The following is a 20,730-nucleotide window of genomic DNA, read 5'->3' as shown; positions in this document are numbered from 1 at the left end:
CCCTGTGAGGAACCACCGTGCGCATCGTCGTCAGCGGAGCCAGCGGCCTGATCGGCCGCCACCTCGTCGCCCACCTGCGCAACCGGGGGCACGAGGTCGTCGTGCTCGTCCGGCGCGCCGAGCGCGAACCCTCCGAGGTGCGCTGGGACCCGGCCGCCGGCGACCTCGACCCCGGGCGGCTGGGCCGCGTCGACGCGGCGGTGAACCTCTCCGGCGCCGGCGTCGGGGACCACCGCTGGACCGACGCCTACAAGGACCTCATCGTCCGTTCGCGCACCGAGACGACCTCGACCCTCGTGCGGGCGCTGCTCGCCCTGGACGAACCCCCCGAGGTCCTCGTGAACGCCTCCGCCATCGGCGCCTACGGCGAGGGCGGGGACACCGTCCTCACCGAGGGGTCCCCCCGCGGCGACGACTTCCTCGCCCACGTCGTGCAGGTGTGGGAGGAGGCCACCGAACCCGCTGCGGCGGCGGGGATCCGGGTCAGCCTGGCCCGCACCGGGCTGCTCGCGAACCCCGTCGGGGGGGCCTTCGGGCAGATGCTGACCCTGTTCCGCCTCGGCCTCGGCGGCCCGCTGGGCTCCGGCCGGCAGTGGTGGAGCCTCATCTCCATGCCCGACGAGCTCGCCGCGCTGGAGTTCCTGCTGACCCGTCCCGTCCCCGGCCCGGTGAACCTCGTCAGCCCCGAACCCGCGACCAACCTCGCCGTCACGGGCGCCCTGGGGGCGGCCCTGCACCGCCCCGCGCTGCTGCCCGTCCCGGCCGCCGCGCTCCGGGTCGCGCTCGGGGAGTTCGCCGGTTCCATCACCGGCAGCCAGCGGGTCGTGCCCGCCGCCCTGCTCGAGGCGGGGTTCACCTTCCGCCACCCCGACGTCGGCGCCGTGACGACGTGGCTGGCCAACGCCTGAGCCGGGCGCGGGAGGGGCGGCGGGTCAGCCCACCGCGCTGATCCGCCACTCCCCCGCCACCCGCTCCAGCGTCAACCGCGACGTGCGCGGGGCGCCGGCGGCGACGGCGGACGACGTCCCGTCCCCGGCGACCACCGCGTGCGCGGTGGTCACCACGTCGGCGTCCAGGACCCAGCGGTCCGCCCCGGCGACCCCGGGCCGCACGTCGACGACCTCGAACCCGAGCCCGGCCAGCACCGTCCCGGCCGCGGCCAGCTCCGTCAGCACCGCGGCGTCGGCCGCGGCCGCGGGCGACCCCGGCACGTCCACCAGGTCCAGGAGGGCCCGGTCCCCCGTGGACAGGGCCCGCGCCCGGCGGGCGGCGAGCTCGGTGACCACGGCCACCGGGTCCACGCCCCGCAGGACCTCGGCCCCCTCGTCCAAATCCCCCTCCACCGGCGCGACGGGCGCGGTGACGGGAGCAGCCACGGGGGCGGCGGCGGGCGCCCCCTCCGCCGCAGCGGGCCCCGGCGGAGCGGCGGGCGGGGCCGGGTCCCCCTCGCGCAGCGTCGGCAGCAGGACGGCGGCCCCCGCGACGAGCACCACCCCCGCGGCGACGGCCAGGAGCGGGCGGCGGTGGGGACGGCCCGGGGCGGCCCGCCGTGCCGCGGTCGCCTCCCGCCCGGCCCGCCGGCGGCCCCGCGCCGCGCTGGACCGGCCCCCGCCGGCGGCCGGAGCGGGCCGGGCGCTGCTCGGGGCCGGGGCGGGGACGGGCAGCGCCCGCGTGGCCCCCGGGGGCGGGGGAATCGCCGCGGTCCCCCCGTCCGGCGCCCGGCGCGGCGCCCCCACCGGCGGGGCCGGCACGAGCCCGCGCACCGGGCGGGGGCGGGAGACGGCGGTGACCGCGGTGGCCAGCTCCCCCGGGGTGGGGCGACGGGACGGGTTGCGCTGCAACCCCTCCTGCAGGGCGGTGAGCACCGCGGCCGCCGAGCCGGGCGGGAGGTCGGCGGCGGCCCGGCGGACGGCGAGCCGGGCCCCCAGGGCCCCGGCGCGGGCCGGCGCCTCACCGGTCAGCGCCCACCAGCCCAGCGCGGCGAGGCCGTAGACGTCGGAGGCGGCGCCGACGCCCCCGCCCGCGAGCGCTGCGGGATCGGCGAAGCCGGGGGTGCCCAGGACGCTGCCGTGCCGGCGCCCCAGGGCGCGGGAGACCCCGAGGTCGGCCAGCAGCGGCTCGCCGTGCGCGTCGAGCAGGACGTTGCCGGGGGCGATGTCGCCGTGGACGACGCCGGCGGAGTGCAGGTCCTCCAGGGCGGGGCCGAGCACCGAGAGCAGACCGGAGACCTCCCCGGCCGAGAGCCGGCGGCGCTGGGTGAGCAGGGCGGCCAGCGAGCCGCCCGGGGCGAGGTCCAGGACGAGGACCGGGCGGCCCTCGTCGTCGGTGGAGATGTCGTGGACCGCGACGACCCGAGGGTGGCGGACCCGGCGCAGCATGGACAGCTCCGCCAGCAGGTCCCCCGGGCCGCCGGTGTGCAGCACCTTCAGCGCGCGCTCGACGTCGTCCAGGCCCGTCCCGGACCAGACCACGCCGGAGCCGCCCGCCCCGAGCAGCCGGCCCGTGCGGTAGCCGTCGACGACGGGCGGGCGGCGCCGCGGGTCGTCCCCGAGCGCGGCCAGCGCCTCCCGGCGCCACTGGCGCACCGGCGCGGGCTGCGTGAGGGGTTCGGGGGCGTCCACCTCCCCAGGGTCGCGCACGCCGGGGGACTGCCTCGCTGGTTGTCCACAGGGTCGATACGCTCTGCCGGTGACCGTCAGCACCACACCCGATGCCACCTCGCCCGCCCCGCACGGGACGGAGTCCCCGTACGCCTCGTCGTTGCGCTCCTCGGCCGAGGTGGTCGTCGTCGGGGCGGGGTTGGCGGGTCTGGCCTGCGCCAAGCACCTGAGCGCCGCCGGGCTCGACGTGCTCGTCGTGGAGGCCGCCGAGGCCGTCGGGGGGCGGGTGCGCTCGGAGACGGTCGGGGGCTTCCGGGTCGACCGCGGGTTCCAGCTGCTGAACCCGGGCTACCCGGAGGTGCTCAAGGTCCTCGACCTCGACGCGCTGGACCTGCAGCCGTTCGACGCGGGTGTCGCCGTGCACCGCGGTGGCCGGGTGAGCGTGGTGCGCGACCCGCGCCGCCACCCCACCGCCGTCCTGGAGGCGCTGCGCTTCCCGCTGGGCACGGTGAAGGAGAAGGCGGCGCTGGCGCGCTGGATCGTCAAGGTGACCTCGGCGGGCGAGCTGAAGGGCCCGGACTCCGGCTGGTCGCAGGGGCTGGACGCCGCGGAGGTCCACGGCGAGCTGCGCTGGTCGGTCCTGGAGCCCTTCCTGGCCGGGGTGCTCGGCGAGGTCGACGGCACCACGTCGCGCCGCTTCGTCGACCTGCTGGTGCGCAGCTTCCTGCGGGCGACCCCGGCGCTGCCCGCCCGCGGCGTGCAGGCCGTCCCCGACCAGCTCGCGGCGGGGCTGCCCGCGGGGTCGGTGGTCCTGGGCACGAAGGTGCGCCACATCGGCTTCGCGCCGCGCTCGCTGGTCGTGGAGACCGTCGCCGGGGGCGTGAACTGCCAGCGGATCGTCGTGGCGACCGACGCGCACACCGCCGCCCACCTGGTGCCGGAGCTCCGGGTCCCCGACAGCCACGGGTTGTCCACGTTCTGGTTCGCCGCGCCGACCTCCCCCGCCCCGGAGTCCCGCGAGCGCCTGCTGCACCTGGACGGGGACCGCTCGGGACCCGTCGTGAACTCCGCCGTCGTCTCCGCCGTCGCCCCCGGCTACGTCGTGGACGGCACCGACCGCCGGGCCCTGGTCAGCGCGCAGACCCTCGGCACCGACACCGGCGCCGAAGCCGAGCGCCGGGTGCGCGAGCAGCTGGGACGGGTGTACGGGGTGGGCACCGCGGGGTGGGAACTGGTGGCCGCCCACGAGGTCCCGCACGCGCTCCCCGTCGTGGCGCCGCCCTTCGAGGGCCCGCAGCCGGTCGACGCCGGCGACGGCGTGTTCGTCGCCGGCGACCACCGGGAGAACTCCTCGCAGCAGGGGGCGCTGGTCTCCGGCCGCCGCGCCGCCGACGCGGTGCTGTCCGACGTCTTCGGCCGCAGCGGTTCGCGCCGTGCCGGCTGAGGGCCCCACCGTCGTCGCGACCTCGGGCGGCTGGACCCGTCGCGAGCGCGGCGGCCTGGACTGGGCCGGGACGGCGCACCTCGCGGTGGAACTGGCCCGGGTCCCCGCGGGACGGCGTCCCCGGATCACCTACCTGGGCACGGCCGGCGGTGACCAGCGGTCGTGGGCCGCGGAGGTGCACGCCGCCGGTGAGCGCGCGGGTTTCTCCACGACGGTGCTGGACCTGTTCCCGATGCCCAGCGTGGAGGACCCGGCGCTGCAGCTGCTCGACTCCGACGTCGTGTGGGTGGGCGGCGGGTCCGTCGCGAACCTCCTCGCGGTGTGGCGGGTCCACGCCCTCGACGCGGCGTTCCGCGCGGCGTGGGAGGCCGGGGTCGTCCTCGGCGGGGTGAGCGCGGGGTCGATCTGCTGGTTCACCGGGGGGACGACCGACTCGTTCGGGACCGAGCTGCGCCCGGTGACGAACGGCCTCGGGCTGCTGCCGTACGGCAACGGCGTCCACTACGACTCCGAGGCCCGGCGCCGGCCCCTGGTGCACGAGCTCGTCGGTTCCGGGGTCCTGGGCGAGACGCACTGCAGCGACGACGGGGTGGGCCTGGTCTACCGGGGCACCGACCTCGTCGAGGCCGTGACCGAGGTCGCCGGGAAGGGCGCCTACGTCGTGCGCCGCGACGGCGCGGGCGGGGTCGTCGAGACCCGGCTGGAACCCCGCCGGGTCTGAGCGCGGGCCGGGCGGCCACGCCCGTCGCCGTCCCGGTCCCGACGGTGGGCCCCGGTCCGCACCACCTCCTGGGCACCGGGTCCGCGCCCGTAGGCTGGGGCGGTGCCGGAACGGGGACTCGTGGTCGAGCGGGTGCGGCTCGGCGGGGAACCCGTCGACTACCGCGAGGCCTGGGACCTGCAGCGCCGCCGGCACGCCGAGGTCGTCGCCGGCGAGCGCCCCGACACCGTGCTGCTGCTGGAGCACCCCCCCGTCTACACGGCGGGGAGGCGGACGAACTCCTGGGAACGCCCCGACGACGGGACCCCCGTCGTCGACGTCGACCGCGGTGGCCGGATCACCTGGCACGGGCCGGGTCAGCTGGTGGGGTACCCGATCGTCCGGTTGCACGGGGCGCTCGACGTCGTGGGGTACGTGCGCCGGCTGGAGGAGCTGCTCATCGGCGTCTGCGCCGCCTTCGGCGTCGAGGGCTACCGCGTCGAGGACCGCACCGGGGTCTGGACCCGCGACGAGCCCCTGCGGGAGGGGTGGCGCGCGGAGGGCAAGCTCGCCGCGATCGGGGTGCGCGTCGCGAAGGGGGTCACCATGCACGGCTTCGCGCTGAACTGCGACACCGACCTGCAGGGGTTCAGCCGCATCGTGCCCTGCGGCCTGCCCGACGCCGGGGCGTCGTCGCTGAGCGCGCGCGCCGGGCGCCGCGTCGGGGTCCTCGACGCGGCCGCCGTCGTCGAGGCCCTCCTCCCGGGGGCGGCCCTGCCCGGGTGAGCCCTCAGAGGGGCAGGAGCTGCAGGGCGGAGGCCCGCGCGTAGCGGACCCGCAGGGCACGGCGCTGCGCGGACGAGCTCGCCGCCGCGCGCAGGACGTTCCACATCCGGTGGTGGCGGGTCGCGCGCCAGCGCAGCAGGTTCGCGGGGGCGCGGTCGGGGAAGAAGGTGCGGTGGACGGCGGCGTAGTCGCCGGTGCCGATCCCGTGGCCGGCGGAGGACTCGTGCAGCCGCACGTGCAGCGACGGCGTGGGGACCTCCACGAACCGCCCGCGCAGCAGCAGCTGGCCCAGCAGCACCTGGTCGGAGCAGGGGTAGCTGCCGAGCTGGTCGGTGTCCCAGAGCGCCTCGGTGCGCACCAGGCCCGACAGGTAGGCCAGCACGGCGATCGAGGACCGGCCGTTGATCATGTCGATGAACTGCGCCATGCGGCGGGCCGGGTCCTCGTCCCACGTGAACGAGGCCAGTTCCCGGCCGCCGCGGGCCGGGCGGCCCTCGGCGTCGATGAGGTCCCAGGTGGGCACGGCGAGCACCACGCCGGGGTCGGCGTCGAGAGCGGCGACGCAGTCGGCGAGGTTCGTCGGGCCGACGAGGTCGTCGGCCATCGCCCACCGGAAGTACTTCCCCCGCGCGAGCTGGAAGACCCGGTTGAAGTTCCGGGCCAGGCCGATGTTGCGGGGGTTGCGCACGTAGCGGACCCGGGGGTCGCGGGCGGCGAACGCCTCGACGATCTCGCGGGTCCGGTCCGTGGAGGCGTTGTCGCAGACGATGAGCTCGAAGTCCGCGTACGACTGGTCCAGCAGCGCCTCGAGGGTCTGCTCGAGGTAGGCCTCGCCGTTGTGGACGGGCACCCCGACGCTGACGGTCGGCGCAGCGTCTCGCTCGTGGTCGGTCACCGTGGCCTCCGGGTACCTGGGACACCGGGACCGGCGTCGCTCCCCGCGAGGGTGCACCGGCGGTGCGCGGTGCCACAACTCTCCCCAGGGGTGACACCGGGACCTGCGGTGGCCCTGCGTCACCTCTCCCGCAGCGTCAGGTGAGGTGGCGCAGGGCGGCGCCGGGACGGCCGCTCAGCGGCTCACAGCTGCGGTGCGACCTCGGCGGCGACGAGGTCGAGGTGATCGAGGTCGGAGAGGTCCATGACCTGCAGGTAGAGCCGCTCCACCCCGGCGTCCGCGTAGCGCCCGATCGCGTCGACGACCTCGGCCGGGGTGCCGGCCAGCCCGTTGCGCCGCAGCTCCTCGGGCTCGCGGCCGATGGCCGCCGCGCGGCGGGTGACCTCGGCCTCGTCGCGCCCGCAGCAGACGATGAGCGCGGCGGAGTAGGCCATCGACCCGGCGTCGCGCCCGGCCTGCGCGCACGCCTCGCGCACGCGCCCGAACGCGCCGGCGGTGTCCTCGACCGAGGCGAACGCGGCGTTGAACTCGCTCGCGTAGCGCGCGGCGATCTCGGCGCCGCGCTTCTTGCCCGCCCCGCCGACGATGACCGGCACCGGGGACTGCACGGGCTTCGGCAGCGCCGGGGAGTCCTTCAGCCGGTAGTGCTCACCGGTGAAGCCGAACGTCTCCCCCACCGGCGTGGCCCACGAGCCGGTGATGATCGCGAGCTGCTCCTCGAAGCGGTCGAAGCGCTCCTTCAGCGACGGGAAGGGGATGCCGTAGGCGGTGTGCTCCTCCTCGTACCAGCCGGTGCCCAGGCCGAACTCGACGCGGCCGCCGGACATCTCGTCGACCTGGGCGACCTGGATGCCCAGCACGCCCGGGTGCCGGAACGTGGCCGAGCTGACGAGGGTGCCGAGGCGGATCGTGGTGGTGTCGCGGGCCAGGGCGGCCAGCGTCGTCCACGCGTCGGTCGGCCCGGGCAGCCCCGACCCGCCCATCGTGAGGTAGTGGTCGGAGCGGAAGAACGCCGAGTACCCGGCCTGCTCGGCGGCCACGGCCACCCGACGCAGGTCCTCGTAGCGGGCGCCTTGCTGGGGTTCGGTGAAGATGCGCAGGTCCACGCCCCGATCCTGCCGGGTGGGCGGCGGCGGCGCTCTGGCAGGGTCGGAGCATGGACGTCGCGCTGCTCCCCGGCACCACCCGCACCCTGGACCACCTCCTCGCCCGCGAGCAGTCCGAGGCCCGGCTGCCGTCGGTGGTGGCCGGTCTGGTGCGCGGGGGCCGGCTGGTGTGGAGCGGCGGTCGCGGCACGACCGGGGTCGACGGGGAGCCCGGCGCCGGGCCGGACCCGCTGGACACCCAGTACCGGGTGGGTTCCATCTCCAAGACCTTCGTCGCCGCGGCGGTCCTGCGGGCCGTCGAGGACGGCCTCGTGGGGCTGGAGGACCCCGTGCGGGCGCACCTGCCCGAGCTCGTCGACGGGGTGGGGCGGGTCACCGTCGGGCAGCTGCTCGGGCAGGCCGGCGGGGTCCAGGCCGAGACCGACGGCCCCTGGTGGGAGCGCACCGAGGGCGGGGACTGGGACTCCCTGCGCCCGATCCTCGGGGAGAGCGCGGTGCGGCACCGGCCCGGGACCCGCTTCCACTACTCCAACGTCGGCTTCGGCGTCCTGGGCGAGCTCGTCGGGCGGGTCCGCGACAGCACCTGGCGCGAGGTCGTCGCCGCCCAGTTCCTGGTGCCGCTCGGCATGACGCGCACCACGCCGCGCCCGCAGGCCCCCGCCGCGCGCGGCCTGGCCGTGCACCCCTGGGCCGACGTCGTCCTGCCCGAACCCGAGCACGACGCCGGGGCGATGGCCCCCGCCGGGCAGCTGTGGTCCACCGTCGCCGACCTGGCCCGCTGGGCGGGCGTCGTGGCGGGGACCTCCGGCGTGCTGCGGCGCAGCACCGTCGAGGCCATGTGGGAACCCCAGAGCGTCGACGACGCCCGGGGCTCGGCGTGGAGCGTGGGCTACGGCCTGGGGTTGCAGGTGTGGAACGCGGGCGGTCGCCGCCACGCGGGGCACTCCGGTTCCATGCCCGGGTTCGTCGCGATGCTGCGCGTGGACGTCGAGACCGGGGACGGGGTCGTCGTGATGACGAACTCGACCTCGGGGTTCGGGGACCTGCCGGCCCGGCTGCTGACGACGCTGGCCGAGCGGGAACCGCTGGACCCCGAGCCGTGGGCGCCGCGGGAGGTCCCCGCCGACGTCCTCGAGCTGGTCGGCCCCTGGTACTGGGGCCCGTCCCCCCTGGTGGTCCGGGCCGGGCGCGACGGCGGCTTCGACCTGCGGGGCCTGACCGGGCGCGGGCGGGCGTCCCGGTTCGTGCCCGCCGGAGAGCCGGGGCTGTGGCGCGGGCTGGACGGCTACTACGCCGGGGAGCTGCTGCGGCCCGTCCGCGGCGCCGACGGCGGCGTGAGCCACCTCGACCTCGCCAGCTTCCGCCTGACCCGCACCCCCTACGACCCCGACGCCGACGTGCCCGGCGGGGTCGACGCCGGGGGGTGGACGGGCGGGGCCTGACGCGGCACGCTCCGGGCCGACGTAGGCTGGCGCCGTGACGATCGCACCGGAAGGCCGGCGGATGCTGCGCATCGAGGCGCGCAACGCCGAGACGCCGATCGAGCGGAAGCCGTCGTGGATCCGCACGAAGGCCCGCACCGGCCCCGACTACACCGAGCTCAAGGGGCTGGTGAAGTCCGGCGGCCTGCACACGGTGTGCGAGGAGGCCGGCTGCCCCAACATCTACGAGTGCTGGGAGGACCGCGAGGCCACGTTCCTCATCGGCGGCTCCGAGTGCACCCGCCGCTGCGACTTCTGCCAGATCGACACGGGCAAGCCCTCCCCGCTGGACCGCGACGAGCCGCGGCGGGTGGCGGAGAGCATCGCCACGATGGGCCTGCGCTACGCCACGATCACCGGTGTCGCCCGCGACGACCTCGACGACGGCGGGGCGTGGCTGTACGCCGAGACGATCCGCGCCACCCACGCCGCCAACCCCGGCACCGGCGTCGAGATCCTCGTGCCCGACTTCAACGGCAAGCCGGAGCTGCTGCAGCAGGTCTTCGACGCCCAGCCGGAGGTGTTCGCCCACAACGTCGAGACGGTGCCGCGGATCTTCAAGAGCATCCGCCCCGCCTTCCGCTACGAGCGCTCCCTCGACGTCATCACCCAGGGCCGCGACGCGGGCCTGGTGACGAAGTCCAACCTCATCCTCGGGATGGGCGAGACCGACGAGGAGGTCCTCGAGGCGCTCGCCGACCTGCGCGGGGCCGGGTGCGACATCATCACCATCACCCAGTACCTGCGTCCCACCCCGCGCCACCACCCCGTGGAGCGCTGGGTGAAGCCGGAGAAGTTCGTGGAGTTCTCCGCCGAGGCCGAGCGCCTGGGCTTCGCCGGGGTCATGGCCGGCCCGCTGGTGCGTTCCTCCTACCGCGCCGGGCGGCTGTGGGCGCAGGCGATGAAGCGGCGCGGGGTGGCGATCCCGGCGCAGCTGGCCCACCTCGACAAGGAGAGCCCCGCCGCGCAGGAGGCGTCCAGCCTGCTCGCCCGCTGATCCGGGGCGCGGGGACGCGGGCGGGCGGGCCGTATCCTTGCCCGCATGGCACGACGTGAGAAGCCTGCGGGCGCGACCCCGGCGCAGAAGCCGAAGAAGAAGCGGTTCGCGCGCACGCGCCAGTTGAAGCAGGTCTACGACATGACCGTCCGGGTCGACCCGGGCGCGAAGTGGTGGCTGCTGCTGGCCTTCGCGGGCCCGGTCGTCCTCGGTCTGCTCATCGGTCTCCTGGTCGACCACCCGATCTACTTCACGATCCTCGGCCTCCTGGTCGGGGTGCTCGCCGGCATGTTCGTCCTCGGCCGGCGCGCCGAGCGCGCCGCGTACGTGAACCTCAAGGGCCAGAAGGGCGCGGCCGGCGCGGCCCTCAGCTCCATCCGGCGCGGGTGGACGATCGAGCAGGAGCCGGTCGCCGCGGAGGCCCGCACCCAGGACATGGTCTTCCGCGCCACCGGCCGCGGCGGGATCGTCCTGGTGGGCGACGGCCCGCCCACCCGGGTGAAGAAGCTGCTCGAGGCCGAGCGGCGCAAGGTCTCCCGCATCGTCCCCAACGTGCCCGTGCACCTGTTCACCGTCGGCGACGGCGACACCGAGGGCGAGGTGCCGCTGCACAAGCTCGCCTCCCGCGTCCAGCGCCTCAAGCCCCAGCTGACCAAGCAGGAGGTCGCCGCCGTGCAGAAGCGGCTGCGCGCGCTCGGCGGGATCCGTCCTCCGGTGCCCAAGGGCATCGACCCGATGCGCGCCCGTCCCGACCGCAAGGCCATGCGCGGACGCTGAGCCGGGGGCCGACGAGCCCGGCCGGCGCGGAGCCCCGCAGCGCCCGAGGACCGCGAGGTCACCGGGACCGCTGCGGGGCTCCGTGCCGTGCGGGTGCGAGCGCAGGTGCGGACCGGGGCCGACCGGCCGGCGCCGGGGTCAGCGGCGGACGACGACGACCTGCGCGGCCTTGTCGTGCAGCCCGCGGCGGTCGGGGTCGGTGACGACGGCGGGGATCACGAGCGTCAGCAGCAGGGCGCGGGCGGCGCCGGCGACGAAGCCGACGGGACGGCCGTCGAGGCGGCGCACGACGACGCCCGCGACCGCGTGCCCGAGGGTCGTCCCGATCGTGGAGACCAGCAGCAGGTGCATGGCGAAGAAGACCAGGAGCGGGCCGAACTGGACCCCGAGGCCGGACAGGAACGCCCGGGCGATGACGCTGGCGACGGCCCAGTCCACGAGCACGCCCAGGAAGCGGCGCCCCCAGCCGGCGACCGACCCGCGACCCTGCGCGGGCAGCCCCAGCCTCACCCCGGCGGGTGCGTCGGGTCGGGCCGGTCCGCCGGCGGGTCGCTCGCTGGGTCCATCGGGCACCCCGTCAGCCTACGTGCGGCGGTGCGGGGCCCGCGCCCTCCCACCCCGCCGGGGCACCGTCTCGGTAAGGTGGCGGAAACGCAGCCGTAACGAGCGCGAAACATCGTGGTCGTACGGTCAGCGCGTCCGCGGCGGCTCGACAGCCGGGCCGGTTCCGTTCCTGGAGGTTGGATGTTCAGCAACGCCGAAGAGGTCCTCGCGTTCATCGCGCAGGAGGACGTGAAGTTCGTCGACATCCGGTTCTGCGACCTGCCGGGCGTCATGCAGCACTTCACGATCCCCGCGAAGTCGCTGGACCTCGACGCCCTCTCCGAAGGCCAGATGTTCGACGGGTCCTCGATCCGCGGCTTCCAGGCCATCCACGAGTCGGACATGAAGCTCATCGCGGACCCGACGTCGGCCTTCCTGGACCCGTTCCGCAAGGAGAAGACCCTCGTCATCAACCACTCGATCGTGGACCCGTTCACGAACGAGGCGTACAGCCGCGACCCGCGCAACATCGCGGCGAAGGCGGAGTCCTACCTCAAGACGACGGGCATCGCGGACACGGTGTTCTTCGGCCCCGAGGCCGAGTTCTACATCTTCGACGACGTGCGGTTCGAGACGAACCAGCGCGAGTCGTACTACCACATCGACTCCATCGAGGCCGCGTGGAACACCGGCCGCAAGGAGGAGGGTGGCAACCTCGGGTACAAGACCCGGTACAAGGGCGGCTACTTCCCCGTCGCCCCGATCGACCACTTCTCCGACCTGCGCGACGAGATGGTCGTGGAGCTGGAGAAGGCCGGTCTGCAGGTCGAGCGCGCGCACCACGAGGTGGGCACCGCCGGCCAGGCCGAGATCAACTACAAGTTCGACACCCTGAAGAACGCCGGCGACCAGCTGCTGCTCTTCAAGTACATCATCAAGAACGTGGCGCTGCGCAACGGTCACACCGTGACCTTCATGCCCAAGCCGCTGTTCGGCGACAACGGGTCGGGCATGCACTGCCACCAGTCGCTCTGGAAGGACGGCGAGCCCCTCTTCTACGACGAGAAGGGCTACGGCGGCCTGTCCGACCTCGCGCGCTGGTACATCGGCGGCCTGCTGCACCACGCGCCGTCGCTGCTGGCCTTCACCAACCCGACGGTGAACTCCTACCACCGCCTGGTCCCCGGCTACGAGGCCCCGGTCAACCTGGTCTACTCGGCCCGCAACCGCTCGGCGTGCATCCGCATCCCGATCACCGGGAGCTCGCCGAAGGCCAAGCGCATCGAGTTCCGCGTGCCGGACCCGTCGGCGAACCCGTACCTGGCGTTCGCGGCCCAGCTGATGGCCGGCCTGGACGGCATCAAGAACCGCATCGAGCCGGCCGACCCGGTCGACAAGGACCTCTACGAGCTCCCGCCCGAGGAGCACGCGAACATCAAGACGGTCCCCTACGACCTGGGTTCCGTGCTCGACGCGCTCGAGGCCGACCACGACTACCTCCTCGAGGGCGGCGTGTTCACGCCGGACCTCATCGAGACCTGGATCGACTACAAGCGCACCAACGAGATCGACCCGATCCGGCTGCGTCCGCACCCGCACGAGTTCGAGCTGTACTACGACATCTGATCCTGGACCGCTGCGGCGGTGAGGATCTCGCGGAGCCCTCGTCCGGTCCCGGCCCCCGTGGCCGGCCCGGGCGGGGGCTCCGCGCGTCGTGCCGGCGGTGCTGACCGGGGGCGGTGGCCGGGGGTATCTTGTGGCCCCTCGGTGGCAGGACGTCGCCGCGCCCGGAGTTCCTCCGCGGACCTGAGGACGGGATGACCGACGTGTCGACGACGACGACCTGCCCCGATTGCCACGCCGCGATGCGGGCGGCCGACACCTTCTGCTGGACCTGCGGTTCCCCGCGCGGGACGGGCCCGGCCCCGGACCGGCTGGCCGTCGTCCACCACGCGCCCGCCCCGGACCCCGGCCCGTCCCGCACGGAGCGCCGCGGGACGCCCCGGCGCGGGCAGGACGGGTCGGGGCGGGTCGTGGCGGGGGTGGCGGTCGCCGTCGTGGCCGCCGCGGCCGTCGCGGGCTGGTGGCTGGTGCGCCCGGACGACGACGTGAGCACGACCCCGGTGGCGGCGCCCTCCCCCTCGACCTCCTCCTCGACCTCCACGTCCACCCCGGTGCGGGAGGTGGCCGCGGCCACCCCCGCCCCCGCGGTCGCCGCCCCGGTTCCCCCGCCCACCCCGGAACCCGTGTACCCGACGGGGGTGCTGACCCCGGCGCGCGTCACGGCCCCGGGCAGTTCCCCGGACTCCGCCGACGCCGGGGGGCGCACGACCACCTACGTCGCCGCGAACGTCCTCGACGCCGACCCCTCCACGGCCTGGCGCACGGAGGGCAGCGCCGCGGGTTCGTCGCTGACCTTCACCTTCGACGCCCCGGTGCGCGTCACCGAGGTGGGGCTCATCAACGGTTTCGCGAAGGTCGACCCCCACGACGGCACCGACCGCTACCCCCAGGGCCGGCGCGTCCTGGCCGTCACGTGGACGTTCCAGGGACCCACCGGTCCGGTGTCGGTGCCGCAGCGGCTGAGCGACGGCGAGCGCGACCTGCAGCGGATCCCGGTCCCGGCCGTGGTGACGAGTTCCGCGACGCTCACCGTGGACGAGGTGACCCGTCCCGGGGCGGGTCGCCTCTTCGACCGGACGGCGATCAGCGAGGTGCGGTTCACCGGCGCGTGATCGCCCGCATCCACGTTGAGTAGTGGTGTGAGTACTGTCAGTGCTGACACAGCAGGTACCGACGTGGAGGTGGCACACCGTGCGGACGAGCGCGAACCAGACCCGGGGACGTGGCGGGTTCCCGGCCCGCAGGGCGTGGGCCGCCGGCCCCCTCGCCGCCCTGGCGGTCCTCGGCGGGTCCGGCGCCACCGCCCAGGCCGCGCCGCCACCGCTCGCCTGCGGCGACACGATCACGACCGCCACGACGCTGACCCGGGACCTGCACTGCCCCGAGGGCGGCAACGGCCTCGTCGTCCGCGGCGACGGCGTCGTGCTCGACCTGGCCGGGCACAACCTCACCGGCAGCGGCTGGTCGGGCGTCGTGGTCCAGGGCCGCGACGTCGTCGTCCGCGGCGGGACCCTCACCGCCTGGGGCGAGGGGGTCACGGTGGCCCCGGGGGCCGCGGCCGTCGTGGAGCGGGTCACCCTGCAGGGCAACACCACCGGGCTGGGGGCCCACGGCGAGGCCGTCCTGCGCCGCGCCACCGTGCGGGCGAACTCGCGGGGGGTCGTCGCCGAGGGCGGCGGCGACGTCTCGGTCGAGGGTTCGGACCTGGCGCGCAACCCCGTCGCGGTGGCCGTCCGCGACGGCGGCCGGGCGTCGGTGCTCGACACCTCGGTGCGGGGGAACGAACTCGGGCTGGCGTGCTCCTCCGCCACCCTGCAGGTGCGCCGCTCGGTGGTCGCCGACAGCGGCACCGCCCTCTTCGCCGACGACTGCGGGACCTCGACCGTGGAGGGGGCCCTCTTCCTCCTCAACGAGGTCAACGTCGTGGACGCCGGCGCCGCGACGACCCCGGTCGTCTTCACCTGCAGCAGGTTCTTGGGCGGCGCCGCCACCCCCGCGACCACCGCCCCCTGCGGCGGGTCCTGAGCCGTCCGCCCGGGGGCGGTGAACCCGCCCCCGGACCCGCCGACGGGGCCGGTTAGCGTGAGGGCCACAGCGCGAGAGAGGCGGAGCACCATGGTGGACACGCACGGTCAGCCCCTGAAGCTGGGGTACAAGGCGTCGGCGGAGCAGTTCGCCCCCGGCAAGCTCGCCGACTTCGCCGTGCAGGCCGAGGAGCAGGGCCTGGACTCGGTCTGGATCTCCGACCACTTCCAGCCCTGGCGCCACGTCGACGGCCACGCCCCCTCGGCCCTGGTGTGGCTGCCCTGGGTCGCGGCGAAGACCTCCCGGGTGCAGCTGGGCACCAGCGTGCTGACCCCCACGCTGCGCTACAACCCCGCCGTCATCGCCCAGGCCTTCGCCACCCTCGGCTGCCTGGCCCCGGGGCGGGCGATCCTCGGCATCGGCACCGGCGAGGCCCTCAACGAGACCGCCGTCGGGGTCACCTTCCCCGAGACGCGGGAACGCTTCGCCCGCCTGCGCGAGGCCGTCCGCCTCATCAAGCAGCTCTGGAGCGAGGAACGCGTCACCTTCGAGGGCGAGTACTACAACCTCCACGACGCGACCGTCTACGACCGCCCCGAGCAGCCGGTCCCCATCTACGTCGCCGCCGGCGGGCCGGGGGTCACCAAGTACGCCGGGCGCGCCGGCGACGGCTACATCTGCACCTCCGGCAAGGGCATGGACCTCTACTCCGAGACCCTGCTGCCGGCGCTGCGGGAGGGCCTGGAGGCGTCGGGGCGCACCGAGGGCCAGATCGACCGCACGATCGAGATCAAGCTGTCCTTCGACGAGGACCCGGCCCAGGCGCTGGAGAACACCCGCTTCTGGGCGCCGCTGTCCCTGACGGCCGAGCAGAAGTCCTCCGTCCACGACCCGATCGAGATGGCCCGCCTGGCCGACGAGCTGCCCATCGAGCAGGTCGCCAAGCGCTGGATCGTGTCCTCGGACCCCACCGAGGTCGCGGCGGCCGTCCAGGGCTACGTCGACGCGGGTTTCACCCACCTCGTCTTCCACGCCCCCGGTCAGGACCAGTCCCGGTTCCTCACCCAGTTCAGCGCCGACGTGGTGCCGCTGCTGCGTCCCTGAGCGGCGGTGGCCCGGGGGCGGCGGTTCAGGGTTCCCGGGCGTAGAAGACCCGCTCGACCACCGCGCGGCAACGACGCGTGGTGCGCAGGTACAGCTCCTCGAACTCCCGGGAACTGCCCGGTTCGAAGCCGAACATGCGCGCTACGCCGTCGAGGTCGCGGGCCTGGGTGGGTAGGGAGTCGCCCGGCTTGCCGCGCCAGAGGGCGACGGCGTTGCGGGCGCGCGAGGCGAGGTCCCAGGAGGTGAGGAGCACCTCGGCGTCCTCGGGGGCGAGCAGACCGGCGGCCGCCGCCGCGCGCAGGGCGCCGGGGGTGGAGGTGGTCCGCAGGCCCTCGTGCTCGTGGGCGTGCTGCAGCTGCAGCAGCTGCGCGGTCCACTCCACGTCGGAGATCCCGCCGCGGCCGAGCTTGAGGTGGCGGGAGGGGTCCGCCCCGCGCGGCAGCCGCTCGGCCTCCACCCGCGCCTTGATGCGCCGCACCTCGCGCACGTCGGCCTCGGGCAGACCCCCGGCCGGCCAGCGCAGCGGGTCGACGAGCTCCAGGAAGGCCTCCCCCAGGTCGGCGTCCCCGGCGACCGGGCGGGCCCGCAGCAGGGCCTGCGCCTCCCACGACAGCGACCAGCGCTCGTAGTAGGCCCGGTAGCTCGACAGCGACCGCACCAGCGGCCCGTTGCGCCCCTCCGGGCGCAGGTCGGCGTCGACCTCCAGGGCGGGTTCCGGCCCGGGCGCGGCCAGCAGCCGGCGCAGCTCCGCGACGACCTCGGTGGCCGCCCGCTGGGCCTGCGTCTCGTCCGCCCCCGGCAGGGGGTCGTGGACGAAGAGCACGTCGGCGTCGCTGCCGTAACCGGTCTCCCCCGCGCCGAGCCGGCCCATGCCGACCACGAGGAGCCGGGTCGGGAGCGGCTGCCCGCTGCGGCGTTCCACCTCGCGCGCGCTCGCCCGCAGCGTCACCTCCAGGACGGCCTGGTCGGCGTCGCTGAGGGCCTGCCCGACCCCGGCGAGGTCGCGCACCCCGACGAGGTCGGCGACGACGGTGCGGAACTGCTCGCGCCGGCGCACCCCGCGCACGGCGAGGACCGCGGCGGCGACGTCGTCGCGGCGGCGGGCGGCGGCCTCCGCGTCGGCCGTGACCTCCGAGACGTCCTCGGCCGCGAGGCGGTCGTCGTCGGCGAACACCGCGACGGCCTCCGGGGAGCGCAGCAGCAGCTCCACCGGCATCCGGGCCGCGGCGAGGACGTGGGCCAGCCGCTCGGCGGCGGCGCCGGCGTCGCGCAGCATCGTCAGGAACCACTGGGTGCCCGCCAGCGCCTCGGACACCTGCCGGAAGGCCAGCAGCCCCGCGTCGGGGTCGGCGCCGTCGGCGATCCAGCCCAGCATGACCGGCAGCAGGGTGCGCTGGATGCTGGCCCGGCGGCTGACCCCGGCGGTGAGGGCCTCGAGGTGGCGCAGGGCGCCGGCGGGGTCGCGGTAGCCGAGGGCGGCGAGGCGTTCGCGCGCGGCCTGCGGGCTGAGCTGGGCGTCGATGCGGGCGTCGGCGGCCGGCAGCTTCGCGACGGCGGTCAGCAGCGGGCGGTAGAACAGCTTCTCGTGCAGGCGGCGCACGTCGCGCCGGGTGCCGCGCCACACCTCGTCGAGGGCCGCGACCGGGTCCGGGCGCAGCCCCAGGGAGCGCCCGAGGCGGCGCAGGTCGTCCTCGCCCACGGGCAGGACGTGGGTGCGGCGCAGCCGGTGGACCTGGATGCGGTGCTCCAGCGAGCGCAGCAGGCGGTAGTCGCGGTCGAGCTCGCCCGCGTCGTGGCGCCCGACGTAGCCGTAGGCGGCGAGGGACTCCAGCGCCTCGAGGGTGTTGGCGCTGCGCCGCAACCGCTCGTCGGTGCGGCCGTGGACCATCTGGAGCAGCTGGATGCTGAACTCGACGTCGCGCAGGCCGCCGACGCCGAGCTTGAGCTGGCGGTCGGCCTCCTTGCTGGGGATGAGCGCCTCGACGCGCCGGCGCATCGACTGCACGTCGGCGACGAAGCCCTCGCGCTCGCTGGCGCTCCAGACCATCGGCGCGATGGCGCTCACGTAGTCCCAGCCGAGGGCGGTGTCCCCGGCGACGGGACGGGCCTTGAGCAGCGCCTGGAACTCCCACGTCTTCGCCCACCGGCGGTAGTACTCGACGTGGCTGTCCAGGGTGCGGACCAGCGACCCGGACTTCCCCTCGGGCCGCAGCGCCGCGTCGACCTCCCACAGCGCGCCCTCCCCGGTGGGTTCCGCGCAGATGCGCTGCAGGGCGACAGCCAGCTTGGCGCCCACGGCCAGGGCGTCGTCCTCGGCGGCGCCGGGAGCGGGTTCGGCGACGTACACGACGTCGACGTCGGAGAGGTAGTTCAGCTCCCGCCCGCCGGTCTTGCCCATCCCGAGGACGGCCAGCCGGCAGGCGCGCCAGGAACCCGGGCCGTCCTGCGGGGGGTGGTCGGGCAGCTCGGAGCGGGCGATCGCGAGCGCCGCCTCGAGGGCCGCGGCGGCGAGGTCGGCGAGCTCGGTGGAGGTGGTGGGCAGGACGGCGAGGGGGTCCGCGGAGGCGAGGTCGCGACCGGCGAGGCCCAGCAGGCGGCGGCGGTAGGCCACCCGCAGCGCGTCGGTGGGGGTGCGCCCGCCGCGCCCGGTCGTCGCCACCGGCGCGGGGTCCCCGGCGTCGGCCCCCACGGCGGCGAGGAGCTCGGTGCGCAGCTCCCCGGGGTCCGGGGAGGTGCCGGCGACCAGCACCGTCCAGTGCCCGGGGTGGCGCACGAGGTGGTCGGCCAGGGCCACCGACCCGCCGAGGACGGCGAGCAGGCGGGCGCGGGTCCCGACGACGTCCGGCGCGTCGCCGCTGCGCAGCAGGTCCAGCGCGGCCGCGACCGCCTCGACCTCGTGCGGGGGCGAGGAGCGGTCCAGGCCGGCGGTGAGGGCCTCGGCCCACCGGACCAGGCCCAGCAGGGCCTGGTCGGGGTCGGCGGTGCGGGCCAGGGCCCGCACCAGCGCGCCGGTGCCGCCGGTGAACTCGCGGTCGGGGCGGGGGCCGGGCCCCTGCTCGCCCTGCTCCCCGGGCTCCCCCGGCGGCTGGACGACACCGGCCAGCGCCGGGTCGCGCAGCAGCCGCGCGGCCCGGTCCGGGTCGGCGAACCCGGCCCGGACCAGCTGCGCGGCGGCGGAGGAGCGCCGCCCCCGGGTGCCTCCCGACGCGGTGCTCACAGCAGGGGCAGGTACCGCTGGAGCTCGAAGGGCGTGACCTGCGCGCGGTAGTCGGCCCACTCCTGGCGCTTGTTGCGCAGGAAGTAGTCGAAGACGCCCTCGCCGAGGGTCTCGGCGACCAGCTCGGAGCGCTCCATGACGGCGATGGCGTGCTCGAGGCTCTGCGGCAGCGGCTCGATGCCCATCGAGCGGCGCTCGGCGTCGGTGAGCGACCACACGTCGTCCTCGGCGCCGTCGGGCAGGTCGTAGCCCTCCTCGATGCCCTTCAGCCCGGCGCTGAGCAGCAGCGCGAAGGCGAGGTAGGGGTTGGCCGCGGAGTCCAGCGCGCGGTACTCGATGCGCACCGACTGGCCCTTGGAGGGCTTGTACATCGGGACCCGGACCAGCGCGGAGCGGTTGTTGTGGCCCCAGCAGACGTAGCTGGGGGCCTCCCCGCCGGACCACAACCGCTTGTAGGAGTTGATGAACTGGTTGGTCACCGCGGTGATCTCGGCGGCGTGGCGCAGGATGCCGGCGATGAACTGCCGCCCGGTGCGGGACAGCTGGTACTCCGCACCGGCCTCGTAGAAGGCGTTGGCGTCGCCGTCGAAGAGCGAGAGGTGGGTGTGCATCCCCGACCCCGGCTCCCCGGCGAGGGGCTTGGGCATGAAGCTGGCGTAGACGTCCTGGTCGCGCGCCACCTCCTTGAGGACGGTGCGGAAGGTCATGATGTTGTCCGCGGTGGTGAGGGCGTCGGCGTAGCGCAGGTCGATCTCGTTCTGCCCCGGCCCGCCCTCGTGGTGGCTGAACTCGACGGAGATGCCCATGCTCTCCAGCGTCGAGATGGCCGTGCGGCGGAAGTCGGTGGTGGTGCTGCCGGGGTGGTTGTCGAAGTAGCCGACGTAGTCGACCGGCTCGGGCACGGCACCGCGTTCGAGGGGGGTCTTGAAGAGGTAGAACTCGATCTCGGGGTGGGTGTAGAAGGTGTAGCCGCGCTGCGCGGCGCGGTCCAGGGCCCGCTTGAGCACGAAGCGCGGGTCCGAGCGCGCCGGCTGGCCGTCGGGGGTGAGGATGTCGCAGAAGATGCGGGCCGTGCCCTGGTGCTCGTCGCTGGCGCGCCACGGCAGCACCTGGAACGTGGAGGGCTCGGGCTTGAGGAGCATGTCGGACTCCGACACCCGGGACAGGCCCTCGATGGCGGAGCCGTCGAACCCGATCCCCTCGCCGAAGGCCCCCTCGAGCTCGGCGGGCGCGATCGCCACCGACTTCAACGTGCCGATGACGTCGGTGAACCAGAGCCGGACGAAGCGGATGTCCCGCTCCTCCAGCGTCCGCAGCACGAACTCCTGCTGGCGGTCCATGGCAGCCCTTCCGTCGCGTCCCTCGCCGGGCCGTCAGCGGTCGGCGGCGGCCCCGCGCTCATCATCGCGCACCACCGGCCCGGACCCGGCGC

General features: G+C 75.4%; 17 protein-coding genes. 11 read left to right on the top strand and 6 right to left on the bottom strand.

Annotated features, from left to right (window positions below; all coding sequences use genetic code 11):
* Positions 1 to 17: 17 nt before the first annotated feature.
* Positions 18 to 908: a TIGR01777 family oxidoreductase gene (locus tag KRAD_RS17595; protein ID WP_012086997.1), complete on the top strand. Its 891-nt coding sequence runs from the start codon at positions 18 to 20 to the stop codon at positions 906 to 908.
* 24 nt (positions 909 to 932) lie between these two features.
* Here KRAD_RS17595 and KRAD_RS27670 read toward each other — a convergent pair whose 3' ends face one another.
* Complete coding sequence (locus tag KRAD_RS27670) at positions 933 to 2,621, bottom strand: serine/threonine protein kinase (protein WP_162145147.1); 1,689 nt, start codon at positions 2,619 to 2,621, stop codon at positions 933 to 935.
* A gap of 67 nt (positions 2,622 to 2,688) precedes the next feature.
* Here KRAD_RS27670 and KRAD_RS17585 point away from each other — a divergent pair, with 67 nt between their 5' ends.
* The 3 genes from KRAD_RS17585 to lipB all read left to right on the top strand — a co-directional run bounded on the left by KRAD_RS17585 (position 2,689) and on the right by lipB (position 5,530).
* A complete protein-coding gene (locus KRAD_RS17585) occupies positions 2,689 to 4,044 on the top strand; it encodes an NAD(P)/FAD-dependent oxidoreductase (protein WP_012086995.1) in 1,356 nt (451 codons plus the stop codon).
* A complete protein-coding gene (locus KRAD_RS17580; RefSeq protein WP_012086994.1) occupies positions 4,034 to 4,765 on the top strand; it encodes a Type 1 glutamine amidotransferase-like domain-containing protein in 732 nt (243 codons plus the stop codon). Before KRAD_RS17585 ends, KRAD_RS17580 begins: the two co-directional genes overlap by 11 nt.
* 102 nt (positions 4,766 to 4,867) lie before the next feature.
* On the top strand, positions 4,868 to 5,530 hold the full coding sequence (gene lipB, locus KRAD_RS17575; RefSeq protein WP_203417595.1) for a lipoyl(octanoyl) transferase LipB: 663 nt from the start codon (positions 4,868 to 4,870) through the stop codon (positions 5,528 to 5,530).
* Positions 5,531 to 5,534: 4 nt separating this feature from the next.
* On the opposite strand, the gene KRAD_RS17570 is transcribed toward lipB, so the two are convergent.
* The gene (locus KRAD_RS17570) at positions 5,535 to 6,425 is read right to left on the bottom strand and encodes a glycosyltransferase family 2 protein (protein ID WP_012086992.1); all 891 of its coding nucleotides are present in this window, start codon (positions 6,423 to 6,425) and stop codon (positions 5,535 to 5,537) included.
* Positions 6,426 to 6,607: 182 nt separating this feature from the next.
* A complete protein-coding gene (locus KRAD_RS17565) occupies positions 6,608 to 7,531 on the bottom strand; it encodes an LLM class F420-dependent oxidoreductase (RefSeq protein ID WP_012086991.1) in 924 nt (307 codons plus the stop codon).
* Positions 7,532 to 7,581: 50 nt separating this feature from the next.
* Here KRAD_RS17565 and KRAD_RS17560 point away from each other — a divergent pair, with 50 nt between their 5' ends.
* From KRAD_RS17560 to KRAD_RS17550, 3 genes are read left to right on the top strand one after another with little or no spacing between them, the layout of a single operon-like run.
* On the top strand, positions 7,582 to 8,973 hold the full coding sequence (locus KRAD_RS17560) for a serine hydrolase domain-containing protein (protein WP_012086990.1): 1,392 nt from the start codon (positions 7,582 to 7,584) through the stop codon (positions 8,971 to 8,973).
* A gap of 34 nt (positions 8,974 to 9,007) precedes the next feature.
* The gene (lipA, locus tag KRAD_RS17555) at positions 9,008 to 10,009 is read left to right on the top strand and encodes a lipoyl synthase (protein ID WP_012086989.1); all 1,002 of its coding nucleotides are present in this window, start codon (positions 9,008 to 9,010) and stop codon (positions 10,007 to 10,009) included.
* Between the two features lie 45 nt (positions 10,010 to 10,054).
* A complete protein-coding gene (locus tag KRAD_RS17550) occupies positions 10,055 to 10,786 on the top strand; it encodes a DUF4191 domain-containing protein (RefSeq protein ID WP_012086988.1) in 732 nt (243 codons plus the stop codon).
* Positions 10,787 to 10,924: 138 nt separating this feature from the next.
* Here KRAD_RS17550 and KRAD_RS17545 read toward each other — a convergent pair whose 3' ends face one another.
* On the bottom strand, positions 10,925 to 11,359 hold the full coding sequence (locus KRAD_RS17545; protein ID WP_012086987.1) for an RDD family protein: 435 nt from the start codon (positions 11,357 to 11,359) through the stop codon (positions 10,925 to 10,927).
* Positions 11,360 to 11,530: 171 nt separating this feature from the next.
* On the opposite strand from KRAD_RS17545, the gene glnA reads away from it, so the two are divergent.
* From glnA to fgd, 4 genes are all read left to right on the top strand, one after another.
* Entirely contained in the window at positions 11,531 to 12,955 is a 1,425-nt protein-coding gene (gene glnA / locus KRAD_RS17540) for a type I glutamate--ammonia ligase (protein ID WP_012086986.1), read from the top strand.
* A 191-nt stretch (positions 12,956 to 13,146) separates the two neighbouring features.
* Entirely contained in the window at positions 13,147 to 14,064 is a 918-nt protein-coding gene (locus KRAD_RS24565; RefSeq protein ID WP_049821266.1) for a discoidin domain-containing protein, read from the top strand.
* Positions 14,065 to 14,143: 79 nt separating this feature from the next.
* Complete coding sequence (locus tag KRAD_RS17530; RefSeq protein ID WP_012086984.1) at positions 14,144 to 14,977, top strand: right-handed parallel beta-helix repeat-containing protein; 834 nt, start codon at positions 14,144 to 14,146, stop codon at positions 14,975 to 14,977.
* Positions 14,978 to 15,067: 90 nt separating this feature from the next.
* A complete protein-coding gene (gene fgd / locus KRAD_RS17525) occupies positions 15,068 to 16,081 on the top strand; it encodes a glucose-6-phosphate dehydrogenase (coenzyme-F420) (RefSeq protein WP_012086983.1) in 1,014 nt (337 codons plus the stop codon).
* Positions 16,082 to 16,106: 25 nt separating this feature from the next.
* On the opposite strand, the gene KRAD_RS17520 is transcribed toward fgd, so the two are convergent.
* Both KRAD_RS17520 and KRAD_RS17515 read right to left on the bottom strand, forming a co-directional pair.
* Positions 16,107 to 19,298: a bifunctional [glutamine synthetase] adenylyltransferase/[glutamine synthetase]-adenylyl-L-tyrosine phosphorylase gene (locus tag KRAD_RS17520; RefSeq protein ID WP_012086982.1), complete on the bottom strand. Its 3,192-nt coding sequence runs from the start codon at positions 19,296 to 19,298 to the stop codon at positions 16,107 to 16,109.
* Positions 19,295 to 20,638: a glutamine synthetase family protein gene (locus KRAD_RS17515; protein ID WP_012086981.1), complete on the bottom strand. Its 1,344-nt coding sequence runs from the start codon at positions 20,636 to 20,638 to the stop codon at positions 19,295 to 19,297. Before KRAD_RS17515 ends, KRAD_RS17520 begins: the two co-directional genes overlap by 4 nt.
* Between the last annotated feature and the right edge of the window lie 92 nt (positions 20,639 to 20,730).

The organism is Kineococcus radiotolerans SRS30216 = ATCC BAA-149 (genome assembly GCF_000017305.1).
GTDB classification, from domain to species: domain Bacteria; phylum Actinomycetota; class Actinomycetes; order Actinomycetales; family Kineococcaceae; genus Kineococcus; species Kineococcus radiotolerans.
The sequence above is the reverse complement of the archived record's forward strand: the minus strand, read 5'-3'. Positions and strand labels throughout refer to the sequence as shown.

Coding starts and splice junctions, on each gene's coding strand:
- KRAD_RS17550 (WP_012086988.1), top strand. CDS start 10,055: ATGGCACGACGTGAGAAGCCTGCGGGCGCGACCCCGGCGCAGAAGCCG.
- KRAD_RS24565 (WP_049821266.1), top strand. CDS start 13,147: ATGACCGACGTGTCGACGACGACGACCTGCCCCGATTGCCACGCCGCG.
- KRAD_RS17560 (WP_012086990.1), top strand. CDS start 7,582: ATGGACGTCGCGCTGCTCCCCGGCACCACCCGCACCCTGGACCACCTC.
- KRAD_RS17515 (WP_012086981.1), bottom strand. CDS start 20,638: ATGGACCGCCAGCAGGAGTTCGTGCTGCGGACGCTGGAGGAGCGGGAC.
- fgd (WP_012086983.1), top strand. CDS start 15,068: ATGGTGGACACGCACGGTCAGCCCCTGAAGCTGGGGTACAAGGCGTCG.
- glnA (WP_012086986.1), top strand. CDS start 11,531: ATGTTCAGCAACGCCGAAGAGGTCCTCGCGTTCATCGCGCAGGAGGAC.